Source organism: Enterobacter sp. BIDMC 30 (assembly GCF_000534355.1).
In the GTDB taxonomy this organism is placed as follows: Bacteria; Pseudomonadota; Gammaproteobacteria; order Enterobacterales; family Enterobacteriaceae; genus Enterobacter; species Enterobacter ludwigii.
Window position 1 is genome coordinate 2,678,837 of the sequence record NZ_KI973169.1, and the last position, 16,109, is coordinate 2,694,945.

Below are 16,109 nucleotides of genomic sequence, written 5' to 3' on the forward strand. Positions count from 1 at the left end.
AAAAGCGCAAGAATATGCAAGTCCACCGCAAATCGGTGAAAGCAATGTCATGCCACTCGCGCCAGACTGCACTTTTCGCTGTGTGAGAAGAGAGCAACAATGAACGCATTACTCTATGGACTGGTGGTGGTGATATGGGGAACAACCTGGATTGCCATTTTCCTGCAACAGGGGCCAGTCGCAGCTCCGGTGTCAATTTTCTGGCGTTTTGCCGTGGCCTGCGCCACGATCATGATCGTCTTAATTGCCCTGCGCCGGCTTCGTAAGCTGGCCTTGCGGGATCATCTCTTTTGCATGCTGCAAGGATGCTGCGTTTTTTGCTTCAACTTCTGGTGTTTTTATACCGCCGCCGCGCACATTAATACCGGGCTGGAGTCGGTGATTTTCTCGATGGCCGTACTGTATAACGCTATCAACAGTTTTATTTTCTTCGGTCAGCGCCCACCCGCACGCTTCTGGACGGCGGCGGCCCTGGGACTTATCGGGATCATCACCCTCTTCTGGGACGACCTGCTGGCGAGTGGCTGGAGTGCCTCCCTGCTGACGGGGATTGGCCTTTCAGCACTGGGGACCTACGGGTTCTCGCTGGGCAATATGATCAGCATGCGCCACCAGCGAAAAGGGCTGGAGACCATGACCACCAACGCCTGGGCGATGTTTTACGGTACGGTCATTATGGGCTGCATTGCCCTGTTCCGGGGTGACAGTTTTATCCCCGAATGGACGGTGAGTTACATTGGCGCGCTGCTTTATCTCGCCATTTTTGGTTCGGTCATCGCTTTTGGTGCCTACTTCACGCTGGTGGGACGCATTGGCCCGGGCAAAGCGGCATACAGTACGCTGCTCTTCCCGCTGGTGGCGCTGTCCATCTCCACGGTCTATGAAGGTTACGTGTGGCATCTCAACGGCATCATTGGATTACTGCTGATTCTGGGCGGGAATATGGTGATGTTTACGAAACCGGAAACCTGGTTCAGACGTTTGCGTATGGCATAAAAAAAAGGCCTGCATTGCTGCAGGCCGTTTTGATTATTTCGCGGTTTTCTTAACATCAAACATGGTGGCATCCGTCGCCATGTCATCCACAACCTGTTTTAACGTTGCGAAGCCCATTGGCGTGTTTTCGTTCGCCAGCTCTTTACCTTCGCCTTTACGCACGACCTTCATGACCGGCTTATTCGTCGCCGAATCAATCAGCTCGCCTTCGAAGAAGAGATGGGTATCCATGGTGCGGTGCCCCGTTGCCATCTGCGTACCTGCAACCACTAACGCGACGGGCACTACTTCATAGAACTGCAGACCTTCTTTCTGTGAACTCACACCGGTAATCGCACCGCGGAAAATCAGGCTGTGTTTACCTGGTGTCGTAACAACAGGTTTACGCTGGCTGATTGCCGCTTTCATTTTGGTGTTGGTATAAGCCAGAAGCTCATCAAGCGTTTTTTGACCAATTTGGGTCGTTGGTTTTGGCGCTGGATAATAGGTGATTGGCGTCCATAAAATACTGTCGTAATTTGCCTCGTTATACGACGGGTCGACCCAACGCAGCGTCGGTTTACCCGTTGCGGACGTTGTTTGCTGCAATCCAGAATAATCTTTTAAAAAGCCTGAATATTGTTCGGGGGCGGCGACTTTAGACGAACAGCCCGCTAACGCCAACAGACCAGAAAGCACTGCAACTTTAAAAAAAGTGTGAGTACGCATGATGGTATTCCATGTTATCTGCAAGTATGCATTTGAAGTTATAGCAAAAGTCTGGCGGGTTTGTTGTGACAAAAAATGATGTAAGCAGCACAAATTGCGAAAAGATTGCCCGACTGAACGCCGGGCAGTGAAAAACTACTGATTAATATCAACCTGCCAGAACAAATGCTTGCCAAACGGATCGATTTCATAGCCCGTGACTTCCTTGCGCACCGGTTCAAAAATCGTCGAATGGGCAATCATTACTGCCGGCATCTGGTCATGCATCATCTGCTGGGCCTCTTTATACAGCGCCACGCGTTTATCATGATCGGTTATCGATTTCGCTTCAGCGATAATTTTATCAAATGGTTTGTAGCACCATTTGGCGGAATTAGATCCACCGTTAGCCGATGTACAGGTAAATAACGGACCAAAGAAGTTATCCGGGTCGCCGGTTGCGGTCGTCCAGCCCATCAGCGCGGCCTGGTGTTCACCGCCCTTCACCCGCTTAAGATACTCACCCCATTCATAGGTGACGATTTTGGTCTGGACGCCAACCTTCGCCCAGTCGGCCTGAATCATCTCCGCCATCCGTTTTGCGTTCGGATTGTAGGGGCGCTGAACCGGCATCGCCCATAAATCGATGCTGATGCCGTTTGCAAAACCAGCCTCCTTCAACAACGCTTTCGCTTTTTCCGGATCGTAGTCGTAATCCTTCAGTTCGCTGTCGGCGCTCCAGACACCCGGTGGCAGCAGGTTTTTCGCCGCCGTACCGGTGCCATGGAATACCGCGTCAATGATGGCCGGCTTATTGATGGCCATTGCCAGCGCCTGGCGAACCTTCACGTTATCCAGCGGAGGTTTTTGCGTATTGAAGGCCAGAAAACCGGTATTCAGCCCGGCTTTACTCATCAGATTAATGTCTTTGTTCGCCTTCATGCGCGGTAGGTCCGCCGGGTTTGGAAACGGCATCACCTGACATTCGTTCTTCTCGATTTTGGCAAAACGCACCGAGGCATCGGGCGTGATGCTAAACACCAGCCGATCCAGCTTCGATTTGCCCTGCCAGTACTCCGGAAACGCAGTGAACAGGATGCGCGAATCTTTCTGGTACTGCGCCAGCTTAAACGGCCCGGTGCCAATCGGGTCCATATCCACCTTTTCCGGCGTGCCGGCTTTCAGCATCGCGTCGGCATACTCCGCCGACAGGATCGAGGCGAAATACCACGCCAGATCGGCGACAAACGGCGCTTCCGGATGGGCGAGCGTAAAGCGCACGGTGTGCTCATCGACTTTATCAATGGCCGTGATCAGGCTACCGAACTCAAGGCTCTCGAAGTTGGAATAGCTGCCGTTAGAGACGTTGTGATAGGGATGATTTACATCCTTCTGGCGCATAAACGAGAAAATCACGTCGTCGGCGTTAAAGTCGCGCGTCGGCCTGAACGATTTATTACTCTGGAATTTCACCCCTTTACGCAGATGGAAGGTATAAACCTTGCCGTCCTCGCTCACCTCCCAGCGTTCCGCCAGGCTCGGGACCAGTTCCGTTGTACCCGCCCTGAAATCGACCAGCCGGTTATAGACCGGCACGGCACTGGCATCCACGCTGGTTCCCGACGTGTATAACTGAGGATTAAAGTTTTCCGGCGATCCTTCAGAGCAATACACCAGCGTTTTTGCCGCAACGGTGGAACTGACCGTGAGCGCAGCAAGTGCCAGCGTTAACATTGTGAGTTTGCTTTTCATCATTTATTCCTGTCTTTTTAATTCGACGGCTAATTAATTCTTTTGCCATTTCATAAATATCATTAAAGTGATGTAGCAAACACCTGAAAAATAAATACAGAAGGAATCACTATGGGCTCGGCACTCTCCAGACAATTAACGCACCGCTTCTTCCGCTATCTCGCCATCACCAGCCAGAGCGATCCCAGAGTGAACACCCTTCCCTCTACGCCGGGCCAGCACGACATGGCGCGTGAGCTGGCCCAGGAGCTGGCCCAGCTGGGTTTAGACGATATTGTGATTGATGAATACGCGACGGTTACTGCGGTTAAAAAAGGTAATGTAGCCGGGGCGCCACGCATCGGTTTTATTACCCATATTGATACCGTCGATGTCGGTTTATCACCGGATATTCATCCACAAATATTAAAATTTACGGGTGAAGACCTCTGTTTGAATAAAGAGAAATCAATCTGGTTACGCGTAAAAGAGCATCCGGAAATTCTGGCTTACCCGGGTGAAGAGATTATTTTCAGCGACGGGACCAGCGTATTAGGCGCAGATAATAAAGCCGCCGTCACCGTGGTCATGACGCTGCTGGAAAACCTGACGCCAGAACATCAGCATGGCGACATTGTGGTCGCGTTTGTGCCGGATGAGGAGATCGGCCTGTGTGGCGCGAAGGCGCTGGATCTAAAACGCTTTGACGTTGATTTTGCCTGGACCATCGACTGCTGTGAGCTGGGTGAGATTGTTTACGAGAACTTCAACGCCGCGGCGGCAGAGATTCGCTTTACCGGCGTAACGGCTCACCCCATGTCCGCCAAAGGCGTGCTGGTTAACCCACTGCTGATGGCGACAGACTTCATCAGCCATTTTGACCGCCAGCAAACCCCGGAATGCACCGAGGGGCGTGAAGGCTATATCTGGTTTAACGGCATTCAGGCGGGGCAAAACGAGGCCGTCTTAAAAGCGAATATCCGTGATTTCGATAAAGCACAGTTTGCCGCCCGCAAGCAGCAGATTGCCGATGTCGCGGCGTTGATTGCCGGACAGCATCCTACGGCAAAGGTGGAGTATCGCATTGAAGATACCTACAGCAATATCAGCAATGCGATTGGTGAGGATCGTCGCGCTATCGACCTGATGTTTGAGGCTATGAAATCCCTTGGGATCACGCCGAAACCGACGCCAATGCGCGGCGGTACTGACGGCGCGGCGCTCTCGGCAAAAGGCCTGCTCACGCCAAACTTCTTCACCGGCGCGCATAACTTCCACTCAAAGTTTGAGTTTTTGCCGCTGTCGTCGTTCGAGGCCTCATACAACACGGCCCTGCAGCTCTGCCTGCTGGCCGCCCGTTAAGCGGGCTTGCGCGCCAGCAGCGTGGCAAAACGCAGTTTGATGCGGTTACCGTTCTCGTCGGTGCGGTGCAGTTCGCCCACCTCTTCGTTGTACTTGAGCAACGCCCAGCCCTCGTAGTAGTTGCTCAGTTCACCGCTTTTGAACGCAAACGGGAAGCCGACGGTGCACGGGTAATCCGCCGTGTCCATCGCGGCAACAATCAGGTTATAACCGCCGGGTCTGGTGCAGCGCTGCATATTGCCGATCAGACCCGGAATGGTTTTCGCTTCCAGGAACATCAGCACCACGGTAGAGAGAATAAAATCGTATTCGCCCTCAAAGCTCAGGTTGTTCAGATCTTTGATTGCCGTCTGCAGGTTTACGATGCCTTCTTCCGCTTTGATGCGCTCAATATTCTCGATACTCAGTGGATTTTTATCCCACGCGGTCACGTCGTAACCGTTGGCTGCCAGATAGAGGCTGTTACGCCCGTTACCACAGCCCAGATCCAGCGTTTTACCCGGTTTCACAATGCCCGCGCTGTACAGCACTTCTGAGTGCGTACGGGTTAAGCCATATTTCTCTGTGAAGTAATTTTCATCAACAGCCATTATTTTTCCTCAGATTGCATAAGCAGCGCTTTATCAGTGCGCACCAGAAGTTTGCCCTGTATCAGCAAGATAAACGTTTGTACCAGCAGCATCCCGATGATGACATTGGTAAAGATAAACAGTGGGACGGCAATGGCGTGGAAAAAGCCCGACGGACTGCTCTGCCCCAGATGAAGCCCCGTGGTGGCCAGGGCCGACACGCCAAACGAGAAGCTCCAGAACGAGGCGTTAAACGGCTGGGATAAATACCATGGCATCAGCCGTAACATAAACAGCAGTTGCAACAGGCCGTAGCCGAACAGCATTTTGGCAAATGTATCCGCCTCACCGCCATTGACGCTAAACCAGGCGCTGCAGGCCACCAGCGCGGGGGCCAGCTGAATACCCAGCGAGGTTCGCAGCGCGGAAGGCAACTCCCCGGCGCTACGAAGTCGTTGCAAAATCACCGGCTCAAGGCTGAGCCAGGAAAAAACGCCCGCCCCGAGAAACACCAGCCCGGCATCGTTAAACCCCAGCGCGCCGCACGCCATGGCGCTGATAAAGTTGTTTGCTACCGTGGGCAGATATAACCCCGGCGTGGTGGCCTCTTGCGGATGGTTACCGCGCCATAATCCGGCGCTTTGCCAGGCAGCATAGGCCAGCTGTATCACCACCCCGACGCCAAATAACACCAGTGACACCGGGCGCAGCCAGGGCACAAAACCGATGGCGACCAGCATCGTTGTGGCGGGAAAAAGGCTGACAAAACTGCTCATCACCGGGTGGCGCATCTCGGCCAGCACACTTCGCGGGAAACGGATCGCCCGGGCGATAAACGCCACCGTCAGCAAAAACCAAATCACAATCGCAAGGGCCACCAGGCTCTCACCCGGCCAGCGCGTCACGGGCCAGAGCGTGCTGGCGTATCGCCAGGCGAACCCCATCCCAATGATGCCAAGCACCATACCGAAGTAACCCGCGGGCAGGTTAAGCACTTGTTGAGCGTTGTTATTTTTATTCATTAATTTGAATTTTTAAAATGTATTTTAAATGCCATTTTAAGGGGTTTCCGCGACGGATGCCAGCACTACGAAACGCCGAAAGTTTGCTACGTTTAGTGGAGACGCTTACCCGAGACTCCATGATGAAAAAGTACAGGCTCAGCGAGGACACCCGCCTCTGGCAATGGAAAAACGGCGAGACAACGCACACGACGTCGTTACGACAGATTATTGCCACGGCGAATTTTAACGACATCGTGAGCGGCACGAAAGGCGGCTGGGTTGAAGATGAGAGCGCCCTCGCGCACGAAGGCGACTGCTGGATCTACGATGAAAACAGCGTCGTCTTTGCCGGTGCGACGGTGTCCGGCAACGCGCGCCTTACCCTGCCTTGCATCGTCAGTCATGACGCGCAGATTGGCGACAACTGCTGGCTCGACGGCGCAGAGGTCAGTCACGGCGCACGCATAAGTGACAACGTCACGATACAGCAATCCTGCGTGCGCGGCGAATGCCATATTTTCGGCGAGGCGCGGGTGCTTCATAACAGCGTGGTGATTGCTGCCAAAGGGCTTACGCCGGACCATGAGCAGATCCTGAAAATTTATGACAAGGCGACGGTGAGCCAGTCACGCATTGTGCATCAGGCGCAAATCTACGGCGAGGCAATGGTTAATTATGCCTTCGTTGAACACCGGGCGGAGGTTTTCGACAGCGCCATCCTCGAAGGCAACGATCTCAATAACGTCTGGGTATGTGACTGCGCAAAAGTGTACGGTAACGCCCGCGTCATTGCCGGTTTTGACGACGATGCCATCCCTACCGTCCGCTACAGCTCTCAGGTGGCAGAGAACGCGGTGGTGGAAGGAAATTGTGTCATTAAACACCACGTCCTGATTGGCGGTCAGGCCTGGCTGCGCGGCGGCCCTATCCTGCTTGACGATAAGGTCGTGATCCAGGGACGGGCGCGTATCAGCGGCGATGTGCTTATTGAGCATCGGGTTGAAATCACCGACGATGCGGTGATTGAGGCTTTTGCCGGTGAGAACATCCACCTGCGCGGCGAAAAGGTGATTAACGGCGACCAGCGCATCACCCGTACGCCTCTGTTGGGGGCGTTATAGCGGGTAAATTTTGCCGTAGAGATTCACATCGTCAAAACGGCCATTCAGGAACTCTGCTTCCCGCAGGCACCCCTCCAGCGTAAAACCGTTGCGCAGGGCAACGTTGTTGCTGGGTTTATTCGCCACCCGACACTTAATGACAAAACGGCGGATCTCACCTTGCTCGACGTAATAGCGCATAAACGCCTGCAGCGCCTGCGACAAAATGCCCTGACCCTGATGCGCCTCGTCCAGCCAGTAACCGATGTATCCGGCTTTGTTGGCGGGTTCAATCGCATTAAACGACAGCACGCCGACCAGGTCCTCATCCTTGAAAATCAGAAACATTTTGGCGTAGCCGCGCTGGTGCAGCATCTGATTACTCAGCACATTACGACGGGTGTCATCTTCGGTGCCCACATGCTGCGCCCAGTCAAAGGCGGTTTGCAGCCAGGCTTTGTTTCTGATGACCATGTTGTGCAGATCGGCGGTATAGCGCTCTTCGACGGCGCGAAGCTCGAGATGGTCAGTCACCGGGATTATTTCAGATTCAGTGGCGGTCATGGTCCCTTCCCGTCACCCTCTCCCCGCCGGGGAGAGGGAATAAATGGTCAACGCATGATGCGATCGTCAACGTAGTTACGTTTGTCCGGCGCAGGCGGGAAATACTGATACAGCCAGGTCTCACTGATCGCATCTCCCTGACAGCGCAGGAACATGCGCATGTCCACCGGATCGGTTGAATCCGAGGTAGGATACCAGTCGAACAGAATGCGATAGCCGTCAAACGGCTCAACGTAGAGGATCTCAACCTGCTTCGCCTCACCGCTGGAGAGGGTAATGACCGGCTCAATGCCTTTTGGCGCGGCAGCTTTCAGATCGCCCCCGACGAAGTCGATAGCAAAGCGACGTGCCCACACTTTCGGGTAGTTTTCGCCCGGCGCCCAGCCTTCCGGGAACCCACCCATACCGGTACGGGTCGCGAAGACATTCGCCAGTGGGGAACGGACCGGCGGCATGGCGCTCCAGTAAAGACGGTATTTAAAGTCCAGCTCATCGCCCGCTTTCACCGGTTTTTCTGGCTGCCAGAAGCAGACCACGTTATCCAGTGTTTCACCCGTTGTCGGGATCTCCATCAGGCCAACCGCACCTTTACCCCAGTCGTTACGCGGCTCCACCCAGAGGCCTGGGCGTTTGTTATACCAGCCCATGACGTCCTGATAATGCGAGAAATCGCGATCGAGCTGGAGCAAGCCGAACCCTTTCGGGTTTTTGTCCACAAACGCATTAAACTGCAGCTTCTGCGGGTTGTTCAGCGGACGGCAAATCCACTCCCCGTTACCGCGCCACATGGCGAGACGGTCGGAGTCATGAATTTGCGGGTGGATGGTATCGCACATGCGGCGTTCGTTTGTACCGCAGCTGAACATACTGGTCATCGGCGCAATGCCGAGCTGTTTAATGTCTTTACGCGCATAGAGATGGTTTTCCACCTCCATGATCACCTGGCTCTTCTCGCAGTGGATCACGAACTTATACGCACCGGTGATGCTTGGGCTGTCCAGCAGCGTATAGACGGTAAAGGTAGTATCGCCCGGTTTGACGGTTTCAAACCAGAACGCGGTGAAGTCAGGGAACTCTTCCGGCGTGTCGGTAAAGGTATCCACCGCCAGACCCCGCGCGGAAAGACCATACTGATAGGTATCATCAACCGCACGGAAATAGCTCGCCCCCAGGAATGAGACGATATCACGACGCGCCAGTTCTGGTGCCTTGAAGGCGCGGAAACCGGCAAACCCAAGATCGCTTTGCCCTTCCAGCTGCTTCGTATCAACACCGGTTTCACCGTAGCTGAACAGCTCAGGACGGAAGTGGATTTCGCGCGCCTGTGACGTTGACTGATCCAGCGAGAACATGCGCACGCGGCGACGGAAACCCATGCCCATATGGAAGAACTGCACATCCAGCTGACGGCCTTCAATGTTATTCCACAGTGACTGTTTTTCATCGTAACGGATGGCGTTATAGGCCTGCGGCGTCATGGTCGCCAGCGTGTCCGGTAACGGTCGCGGTGCTCCGCCCCATGGGGTTTTCGCCAGGTCATGGGCCATGGATTGCAGTACGGAGAAGTCAAAACGACGGCTCTGACCGTCAGCAATGTCAGAGTCAGCAGCGTAAGCCGCTTTGGAAAACAGGGAAGCAAGGCCAGTTGTGCCGCTCAGGGCTGCCATTGCCAGCGAGCCTTTTAGAAAACGTCTGCGATTCATGCCTGGAAAAACGTCCTTATGGTCGTGTGAATGTGTTTCGCACTCGGCGAAATGACGGCAAGAAAGAACGCACAGCCTAAACAAAAATGGTTAAGAATCCAATTGTTGGGCGGCGATTATCTGTACAAAGTGCGAAATATTTTCTGTCGACCAGAACGACCCGAAAAAGGTGTAAAGAAAGGTATAAAGACGTGTATAAAAATGCCCCGGCTGGACATCGTCAGTCGGGGCAAATGAGGCGGTTATTTTACGCTGACATCGATACCTGGGAAGTACTTATCAGCGAGTTTAGCGATCGTGCCATCGGCACGCACTTTATCAATTGCGGCATCAAGTTGCTTTTTGGTGGCCTCGTCCCCTTTACGCAACCCAAAGCCGATCCCACTGCCGAGGATAGTGTCGTCCGACACCGGTTTGCCGATAAAGCCAAACCCTTTCCCCTGCGGCTTGCTGAGGAAACCTGCCTGCCCGGCCGCGGACATGACCAGCGAGGCGTCGATACGGCCATTCAGCAGATCGCCCCAGGCCATATTCTGATCTTTATAAGACACCACGGTGACACCCTGCTTTTCCCAGTGCTCTTTCGCATAGGTTTCCTGAATGGAGCCCTGCAGGACACCGATGGTTTTGCCCTTAAGCCCCGCGGGCGTTGCCTCTACCGCGGTACCGGCCTTGCCAACGAGCTGCGATGGGATGCGGTAAATCGGCTGGGTAAAATCAATACTTTTACGTCGCTGTTCGGTGATGTTCATCGCCGAGTTAATGGCATCAAATTTCTTCGCCACCAGGCCCGGTATTAACGCATCAAAAGAGGTTTCAACCCAGGTGCATTTCAGCGCTGCGGCTTTGCAGATGGCATTGCCCAGCTCAACGTCAAACCCTTCCAGTTCGCCAGCAGCATTTCGGCTTTCAAACGGCGGATATTCCGCCTCCAGCCCGTACCGCAGTTCGGTAGCCGCGAATGACGAAAACGTACACAGCAATCCCATGCCGACAACTAACGCGCGTAATTTCATCTCCAACTCCTTAGCGTGGTTTAACCCGACACAGGGCCTGGGCACCTGCCCGTAACGTCGCCTCATCTTTCGCAAAAGAGAGACGAATCAATTTATTATCCGTACCATCCGCATAAAACGCCGACAGCGGAATGGTGGCCACTCCATATTCAACGATCAGCCGTTTCACCAGTTCACTGTCGCGCTCATCGCTAAACTGGCTGTAGTCGGCCAGCAGGAAAAACGAACCGGCGCTCGGCAAGAGTCTGAACGGTGATGCTTCCAGCAAACTTTGCAGCAGATCGCGTTTGCGCTGATAAAACGCCGCCAGCGACAGCCAGGTTTGCGGGTCAATCATGTGCTCTGCAAACGCATGCTGCATTGGCGTATCGGCAGAAAACATCAGAAATTGATGGACTTTACAAATCTCATCCATCAGTACCGCCGGAGCAACACAGTAACCCACGCGCCAGCCGGTCACGTGATAGGTTTTTCCGAAGGAAGAGATAATGACGCTCCGCTCCGCCAGCTGCGGATGTGTCGCCATACCGTGGTGCGGTTCACCATCAAAGACGACGTGTTCGTACACTTCGTCAGACAAAATAATGATATCGTTATTGCGGGTCACCGCCACCAGCTGCTGCAGGTCCTCTGCCGAGAAGACCTGCCCGCTCGGGTTGTGCGGGGTATTGATGATAATCATGCGCGTACGCGGGGTGATCGCCGCACGGACTTCATCCCAGTTGACGGCAAAATCCGGCACCGTCAGTTTAATGGCAACCGGCGTGGCCCCCTGCAGGCGAACAATCGGGGCGTAACTGTCAAACGACGGTTCAAAGTAGATCACTTCGTCGCCCGGGTGCACCAGCCCGCTGATCGCCGAATAGAGTCCTTCACTGGCACTGGCGGTGACCAGCACTTCGCTGGCCGGGTCATAGTGCGTGCCGTAGAGGGTGGCAATTTTATCCGCAATACGCTCTTTAAGCGGCTGCAGGCCGGTCATTGCCGCGTACTGGTTGTGCCCTGCCTCCATCGCCCGGGTCACCCCGGCGACCAGTTTAGGATCGCAGGAAAAATTGGGTGCACCCTGAGAAAGATTGATGGCGTTATGCCGGGCGGAGAGCTGGCCGATAACGGTAAAAATCGTGGTCCCCACATCGGGTAATTTGGAACGGGTGTGCACCGGAGTGTGTAACGTCATCCTCTTTCCTTTCTCTTGATGAATGCATAACTATTCAAACAACAAGTCAGTTGTCGGGACAATCGAATTGTTGTCATAATAGCCATGAGAAAAACGCATACCTGAGGTGTTTAATGTCGCGCCGTTCGCTCCCGCTTAATGCCATCGATGCCTTTTTAGTCACCGCGCGTCATCTGAATCTGACCCATGCCGCAACAGAACTCTGTCTGACGCAGGGAGCCGTAAGTCGTAAAATCGCCACCCTTGAAGCGTGGTTCGGCTTTCCGCTGTTCGAGCGCCATGCGCGCGGCCTGCGCCTCTCCCCACAGGGCAGCGCCCTGCTTCCGGAATTGCAATCCACTTTTGAAACGCTGCTGACCCTGGCCGATCGGGCCCGTACCCAGCAAACCGTGATCCGACTCAAAGCACCCACCTGCGCCATGCGCTGGCTGGTGCCTCGTCTGCTGGAGGTGGAGCGTGAGCAGCCGGATCTGCAGATCGCATTGACCACCACTACCGACCATAACGTCAATTTCAAAACGGAATCTTACGACGCGGCCATTGTATTTGGCACCCATATGAGCGCGGGCGATCTGTTGTTTGAAGAGGCGTTAACCCCGGTAATGAGCCCCCTGCGAGCAGGTTGCGAACTGGGTGCGTTAACCTTCCTTCACCCGACACGGGATAAGACAGACTGGTCATTGTGGCTGGCGAAGCAGGAAGGCCCGGGGGTTGTTATGCACAAAAATCAACACTTCGACACGATGGACCTTGCCATCACGGCCGCCATTCAGGGGCTGGGGGTGGCCATTGCTGACGAAACGCTGGTGGAAGAAGACGTCCGCGCCGGGAGGCTGGCGCGGCCTTTTGAGAGCAGCATCAAAACGGGTGCGAGCTACAGACTGGTTCTGCGCGAATCGCCTGGCCAGGAAAATGGGCTGGCGGCGTTTCGCGCCTGCCTGCTCAGTCGAGGCTCACATGGTGTTTCATAACGCGCTTAAAGAGGCTCATGCGCGCGCGCATAAAGCGGTTTTCAAGCCTGAAACCTGCATGTTTATTCACGCCGATACGTAGCAGCACGTCCCTTCCTTTTCGACAGGCCGGCCAGTGCGTCGGGCCAGGAAGACTTTCCCGGTGACCGGCGTCACGCGCAAAGCTCACCCAATAATCTGCAACCTGCGCAGCGAATTGCCGGTCTCGCGCATTAACGTAGTGGCAGGAAGGCTCAATCTCACCAAGGGTGTCAAACACGTACGGCACCTCATTACCGTGCCAGGCACCGTTGATATAGGTTGCGTGCTCTGCTTCCGCCACATAGTCGAACCAGTAACGCCAGCACAAGCCGCCCACGCGCTGCTGGGCCTGCATCACCACATATCCCATGGTGGTAAAAGCCATATCCCGGCACACCTGCCTGCCAAGCTCCACATCCCCTTTCACACCCGGATAGAGCAGTTTGATCAGCCCCAGTCCAAAACGACGTTCACGGCGAAGCTTCTGGATCTGACCGGCGAGATCGATACCAAATACCGCCATCACGCTGGCTTCGTCACTGTTCGACCCGATCATCACCGGAACAGGATGCTGACGCGCGGCAAAGAACACATCGAGCATTGATTCCGGCAGAACACAGTCTCCGACGATGGGTGCCGGGGCGATGTTCAGCGGCGCGGCCAGCGGCCAGAACGCTTCGGGGGGAATGGCACGTAACTGTTCTGCTGACGCCTCCTCAAGGCCGAAATGCGCCGCCAGCGCTTCCCCTTTTTGCAGGGCCTGTTCCCGCGGCGTATCCGGCAGGGTGTATCCGCTTTGCACAATCGCCTTGTGGAAGAGTCCCTTCGCCAGCGGAGACGCCAGCAGCGACAGCACGCTGCGCGCGCCGGCGGATTCGCCAAACAGGGTGACGTTGTCAGGATCGCCACCGAAAGCGGCAATATTCTCCCGAACCCATTCAAGGGCGGCAATCTGATCCAGCAGCGCAAAGTTATGCACCACCCGGTCTTCTTCTCCTTCCAGCGCGGGATGGGCAAAGAAGCCAAGGTGACCAAGACGGTAATTGATCGTCACAACCACCACGCCGCGCGTTGCCAGCGCCTTACCGTTATAGGGCGGCAGGCCACCCGCGCCAATGGTAAACCCCCCGCCGTGTAGCCAGACCATGACGGGAAGCGGCGCCGGGCGCTCGACGGGTGACCAGACGTTAAGATACAGACAATCTTCTGAGAACCGGCCGGGATCGCCGCCCCCTAACGCCTGGCAATACTCACTGTTCTGCCAGCTTGAGGGCGAAAAAGCGGTGGCCAGACGCAGCCCCTTCCAGCGTTCAGGCGGCCGTGGCGAACGCCAGCGCCAGTTGCCAACGGGAGGCGCCGCATAGGGAATACCACACCAGAGATGAACGTTTTCATCCGTTAAACCAGACAGTGCGCCCTGGCGCGTTTCAATCACAGGGGCGGAGGGATTTTGCATAACAACCTTCTGTTTCCATCACACCCCAGAAGAGTAACGATTTCAGAGCAAACCGCAACGCTGTTTGCTGCGGATTTCTGCCTCCTGATAGAGCATGAACTCATCGTACACCGGGCAACCCAGCGCCGCTTCGAACGCGTCGCGACTGGCGTTACCGTGGCTACGCGCCTGGGTTTCATTGCCCAGATTCGACTGGAAAATCCCTGCGGCGCTGACCGGGAGGAAATCTTCATAGGTGATCGGCTGAGCGACAACCCACCCGCGCTCAATTAACGGCTGTGGATCGTCTCCCGGACGAAACGCATGTCGATGCGCTTCCCCGGATGGCGTCAGGCGATAGCGGAAATAGGCAAGCTCCTGACGGCGCATCAACAATTCGCTGTCCGGGAAGGCGCTGAAGATCTCGCGCAAATGGAGCTGGTGCGTCATGTTATCTTTACCGGTACCGGCCTCTGCAAGCAGGCTGTCATAAAGCGCACGACCTTTTGCCGTCAGCGCCACGCCGCGCTGTTCAATTTCGCCAAAGCGCGCGGTATGCGTTCCTGTATGCTCCCCGGCAAATAGCACCGGCTCTTCCAGCGCTTTAAAGCTGGTCTGGCGCAGTAATACGGGAACCTCGCGGCGCGGTGGCCCTTCAATCAGAATTTTGGGTTCAATCCCGTACTTCGGCATCAGCTCCTGCACCCGGTCAATATCCAGCGTACGTGGCGTGAGGTGGTTGATATGGCACCCCGGGAAACAGACCACATCCGCAATCAGTCGGTGCTCGTTATGCAATGCCAGATAGGTCTCCTGGTCGACCGTCGCATGACGATGCCAGCGGAAGGTTTCTAACGCCTCTTGCACAAACGCCTGCGCCTGCGCATCCGTAAAGTGCCCTTCTGCCTCATGCAGCGCGATAAGCTCCAGACAACGCGGGGTAAAGATATTGCGGTGAGACAGGATCTCCGCGGCACGCTCACGCAGGACGACGTTATCAATCAATTCGAGGCGCAGCAGCGAGGTAAAGATACGAAACGGATTTCGGCACAGCGCCGCATCATCGACCGGGCGGAACGCCGTGGAGTGGACGGGCACGCCCGCCTGAGAGAGGTCATAATAGCTGACCGGGTACATCCCCATAATGGCAAACATACGACGCAAGGTCGAAAGCTCTTGCGCGGTACCCACGCGGATCGCCCCGTGACGCTCCACATTCAGGCGCGCCAGTTCATCCGCGTTCGCCAGTTGTTCATGTAATAGTGGGTTATTTTCCAGAACCGCCAGGTTTACGTCCGCAACCAGGTCGAGCAAGGTGCCGTACTGCGGAACTTCCTGCTGGTACATCGCCGACATAGCCTGCGAAAAGTGTTCCCGAATATCATCAGCCGTGATGGTGTTCGCCATGATGTCATGCCTCCAGTGAATATTACCTGGAGTGTAGAGAAACCCGTTCCCTCTGGGGGGAAGAATTTCCGATTTGTGATCTTAAGACAGGAGTGGTTAAAGCGTGTGCTGGCCTGCCCTGACACCCATATGACCTGGCAGATTCACCTTCTCTAAATGTAGATTCACCTTCTCTAAATAAAGCGCTTTCTGATTAAACTGTATTATTAATAACCTCATCGCTTAACCATTAAGAGGTAATAAATAGCATTATCTTAAGAGGTAATATCTCATTAAAAACAAATATCAGTGGCATATATTTTATTTCGTTAACGCAACAAGCGGATTTTCAATATTTCTCCTTAAGATTAATCTGTAATTTTT

At 54.8% G+C, this 16,109-nt stretch carries 14 protein-coding genes; 4 read left to right on the top strand and 10 right to left on the bottom strand.

Annotated features, from left to right (window positions below; genetic code table 11):
• Nucleotides 1–99 precede the first annotated feature (99 nt).
• On the top strand, nucleotides 100–996 hold the full coding sequence (locus L466_RS09660; RefSeq protein ID WP_014170023.1) for a DMT family transporter: 897 nt from the start codon (nucleotides 100–102) through the stop codon (nucleotides 994–996).
• A gap of 33 nt (nucleotides 997–1,029) precedes the next feature.
• Here L466_RS09660 and L466_RS09655 read toward each other — a convergent pair whose 3' ends face one another.
• The gene (locus tag L466_RS09655) at nucleotides 1,030–1,704 is read right to left on the bottom strand and encodes a DUF3313 domain-containing protein (protein WP_020884175.1); all 675 of its coding nucleotides are present in this window, start codon (nucleotides 1,702–1,704) and stop codon (nucleotides 1,030–1,032) included.
• Nucleotides 1,705–1,839: 135 nt separating this feature from the next.
• Nucleotides 1,840–3,435 (bottom strand): ABC transporter substrate-binding protein, encoded by a 1,596-nt coding sequence (locus tag L466_RS09650; protein ID WP_032681027.1) that lies wholly within the window; start codon nucleotides 3,433–3,435, stop codon nucleotides 1,840–1,842.
• Between the two features lie 111 nt (nucleotides 3,436–3,546).
• On the opposite strand from L466_RS09650, the gene pepT reads away from it, so the two are divergent.
• Nucleotides 3,547–4,776, top strand: coding sequence for a peptidase T (pepT, locus tag L466_RS09645; protein ID WP_032681028.1), 1,230 nt, complete (start codon nucleotides 3,547–3,549; stop codon nucleotides 4,774–4,776).
• Here the strand turns inward: pepT and tehB are convergent.
• On the bottom strand, nucleotides 4,773–5,366 hold the full coding sequence (tehB, locus tag L466_RS09640) for a tellurite resistance methyltransferase TehB (protein WP_032681029.1): 594 nt from the start codon (nucleotides 5,364–5,366) through the stop codon (nucleotides 4,773–4,775). The genes pepT and tehB overlap by 4 nt on opposite strands.
• Nucleotides 5,366–6,367: a dicarboxylate transporter/tellurite-resistance protein TehA gene (gene tehA, locus L466_RS09635; RefSeq protein ID WP_032681030.1), complete on the bottom strand. Its 1,002-nt coding sequence runs from the start codon at nucleotides 6,365–6,367 to the stop codon at nucleotides 5,366–5,368. The genes tehB and tehA overlap by 1 nt, the downstream gene beginning before the upstream one ends.
• A gap of 122 nt (nucleotides 6,368–6,489) precedes the next feature.
• Between tehA and ydcK the strand changes: the two genes are divergently transcribed.
• Nucleotides 6,490–7,470: a YdcK family protein gene (gene ydcK, locus L466_RS09630; protein ID WP_025204226.1), complete on the top strand. Its 981-nt coding sequence runs from the start codon at nucleotides 6,490–6,492 to the stop codon at nucleotides 7,468–7,470.
• Here the strand turns inward: ydcK and rimL are convergent.
• The 4 genes from rimL to L466_RS09610 all read right to left on the bottom strand — a co-directional run bounded on the left by rimL (nucleotide 7,465) and on the right by L466_RS09610 (nucleotide 11,912).
• A complete protein-coding gene (gene rimL / locus L466_RS09625; protein ID WP_032681033.1) occupies nucleotides 7,465–8,013 on the bottom strand; it encodes a 50S ribosomal protein L7/L12-serine acetyltransferase in 549 nt (182 codons plus the stop codon). The two genes, ydcK and rimL, sit on opposite strands and share 6 nt — an antisense overlap.
• A 47-nt stretch (nucleotides 8,014–8,060) precedes the next feature.
• Nucleotides 8,061–9,716, bottom strand: coding sequence for a glucan biosynthesis protein D (locus tag L466_RS09620; protein ID WP_032681034.1), 1,656 nt, complete (start codon nucleotides 9,714–9,716; stop codon nucleotides 8,061–8,063).
• A 242-nt stretch (nucleotides 9,717–9,958) separates the two neighbouring features.
• A complete protein-coding gene (locus L466_RS09615; protein WP_025204230.1) occupies nucleotides 9,959–10,732 on the bottom strand; it encodes a transporter substrate-binding domain-containing protein in 774 nt (257 codons plus the stop codon).
• A 10-nt stretch (nucleotides 10,733–10,742) separates the two neighbouring features.
• Nucleotides 10,743–11,912 carry a pyridoxal phosphate-dependent aminotransferase gene (locus L466_RS09610; RefSeq protein WP_032681037.1) on the bottom strand — a complete coding sequence of 390 codons (1,170 nt, stop codon included), beginning with the start codon at nucleotides 11,910–11,912 and terminating at the stop codon, nucleotides 10,743–10,745.
• 113 nt (nucleotides 11,913–12,025) lie between these two features.
• On the opposite strand from L466_RS09610, the gene L466_RS09605 reads away from it, so the two are divergent.
• Nucleotides 12,026–12,883 carry a LysR family transcriptional regulator gene (locus tag L466_RS09605; protein ID WP_020884185.1) on the top strand — a complete coding sequence of 286 codons (858 nt, stop codon included), beginning with the start codon at nucleotides 12,026–12,028 and terminating at the stop codon, nucleotides 12,881–12,883.
• On the opposite strand, the gene L466_RS09600 is transcribed toward L466_RS09605, so the two are convergent.
• On the bottom strand, nucleotides 12,855–14,360 hold the full coding sequence (locus L466_RS09600; protein ID WP_032681038.1) for a carboxylesterase/lipase family protein: 1,506 nt from the start codon (nucleotides 14,358–14,360) through the stop codon (nucleotides 12,855–12,857). The two genes, L466_RS09605 and L466_RS09600, sit on opposite strands and share 29 nt — an antisense overlap.
• A 42-nt stretch (nucleotides 14,361–14,402) precedes the next feature.
• A complete protein-coding gene (locus L466_RS09595) occupies nucleotides 14,403–15,746 on the bottom strand; it encodes a 2-oxoadipate dioxygenase/decarboxylase HglS (RefSeq protein WP_032681039.1) in 1,344 nt (447 codons plus the stop codon).
• Nucleotides 15,747–16,109 lie beyond the last annotated feature (363 nt).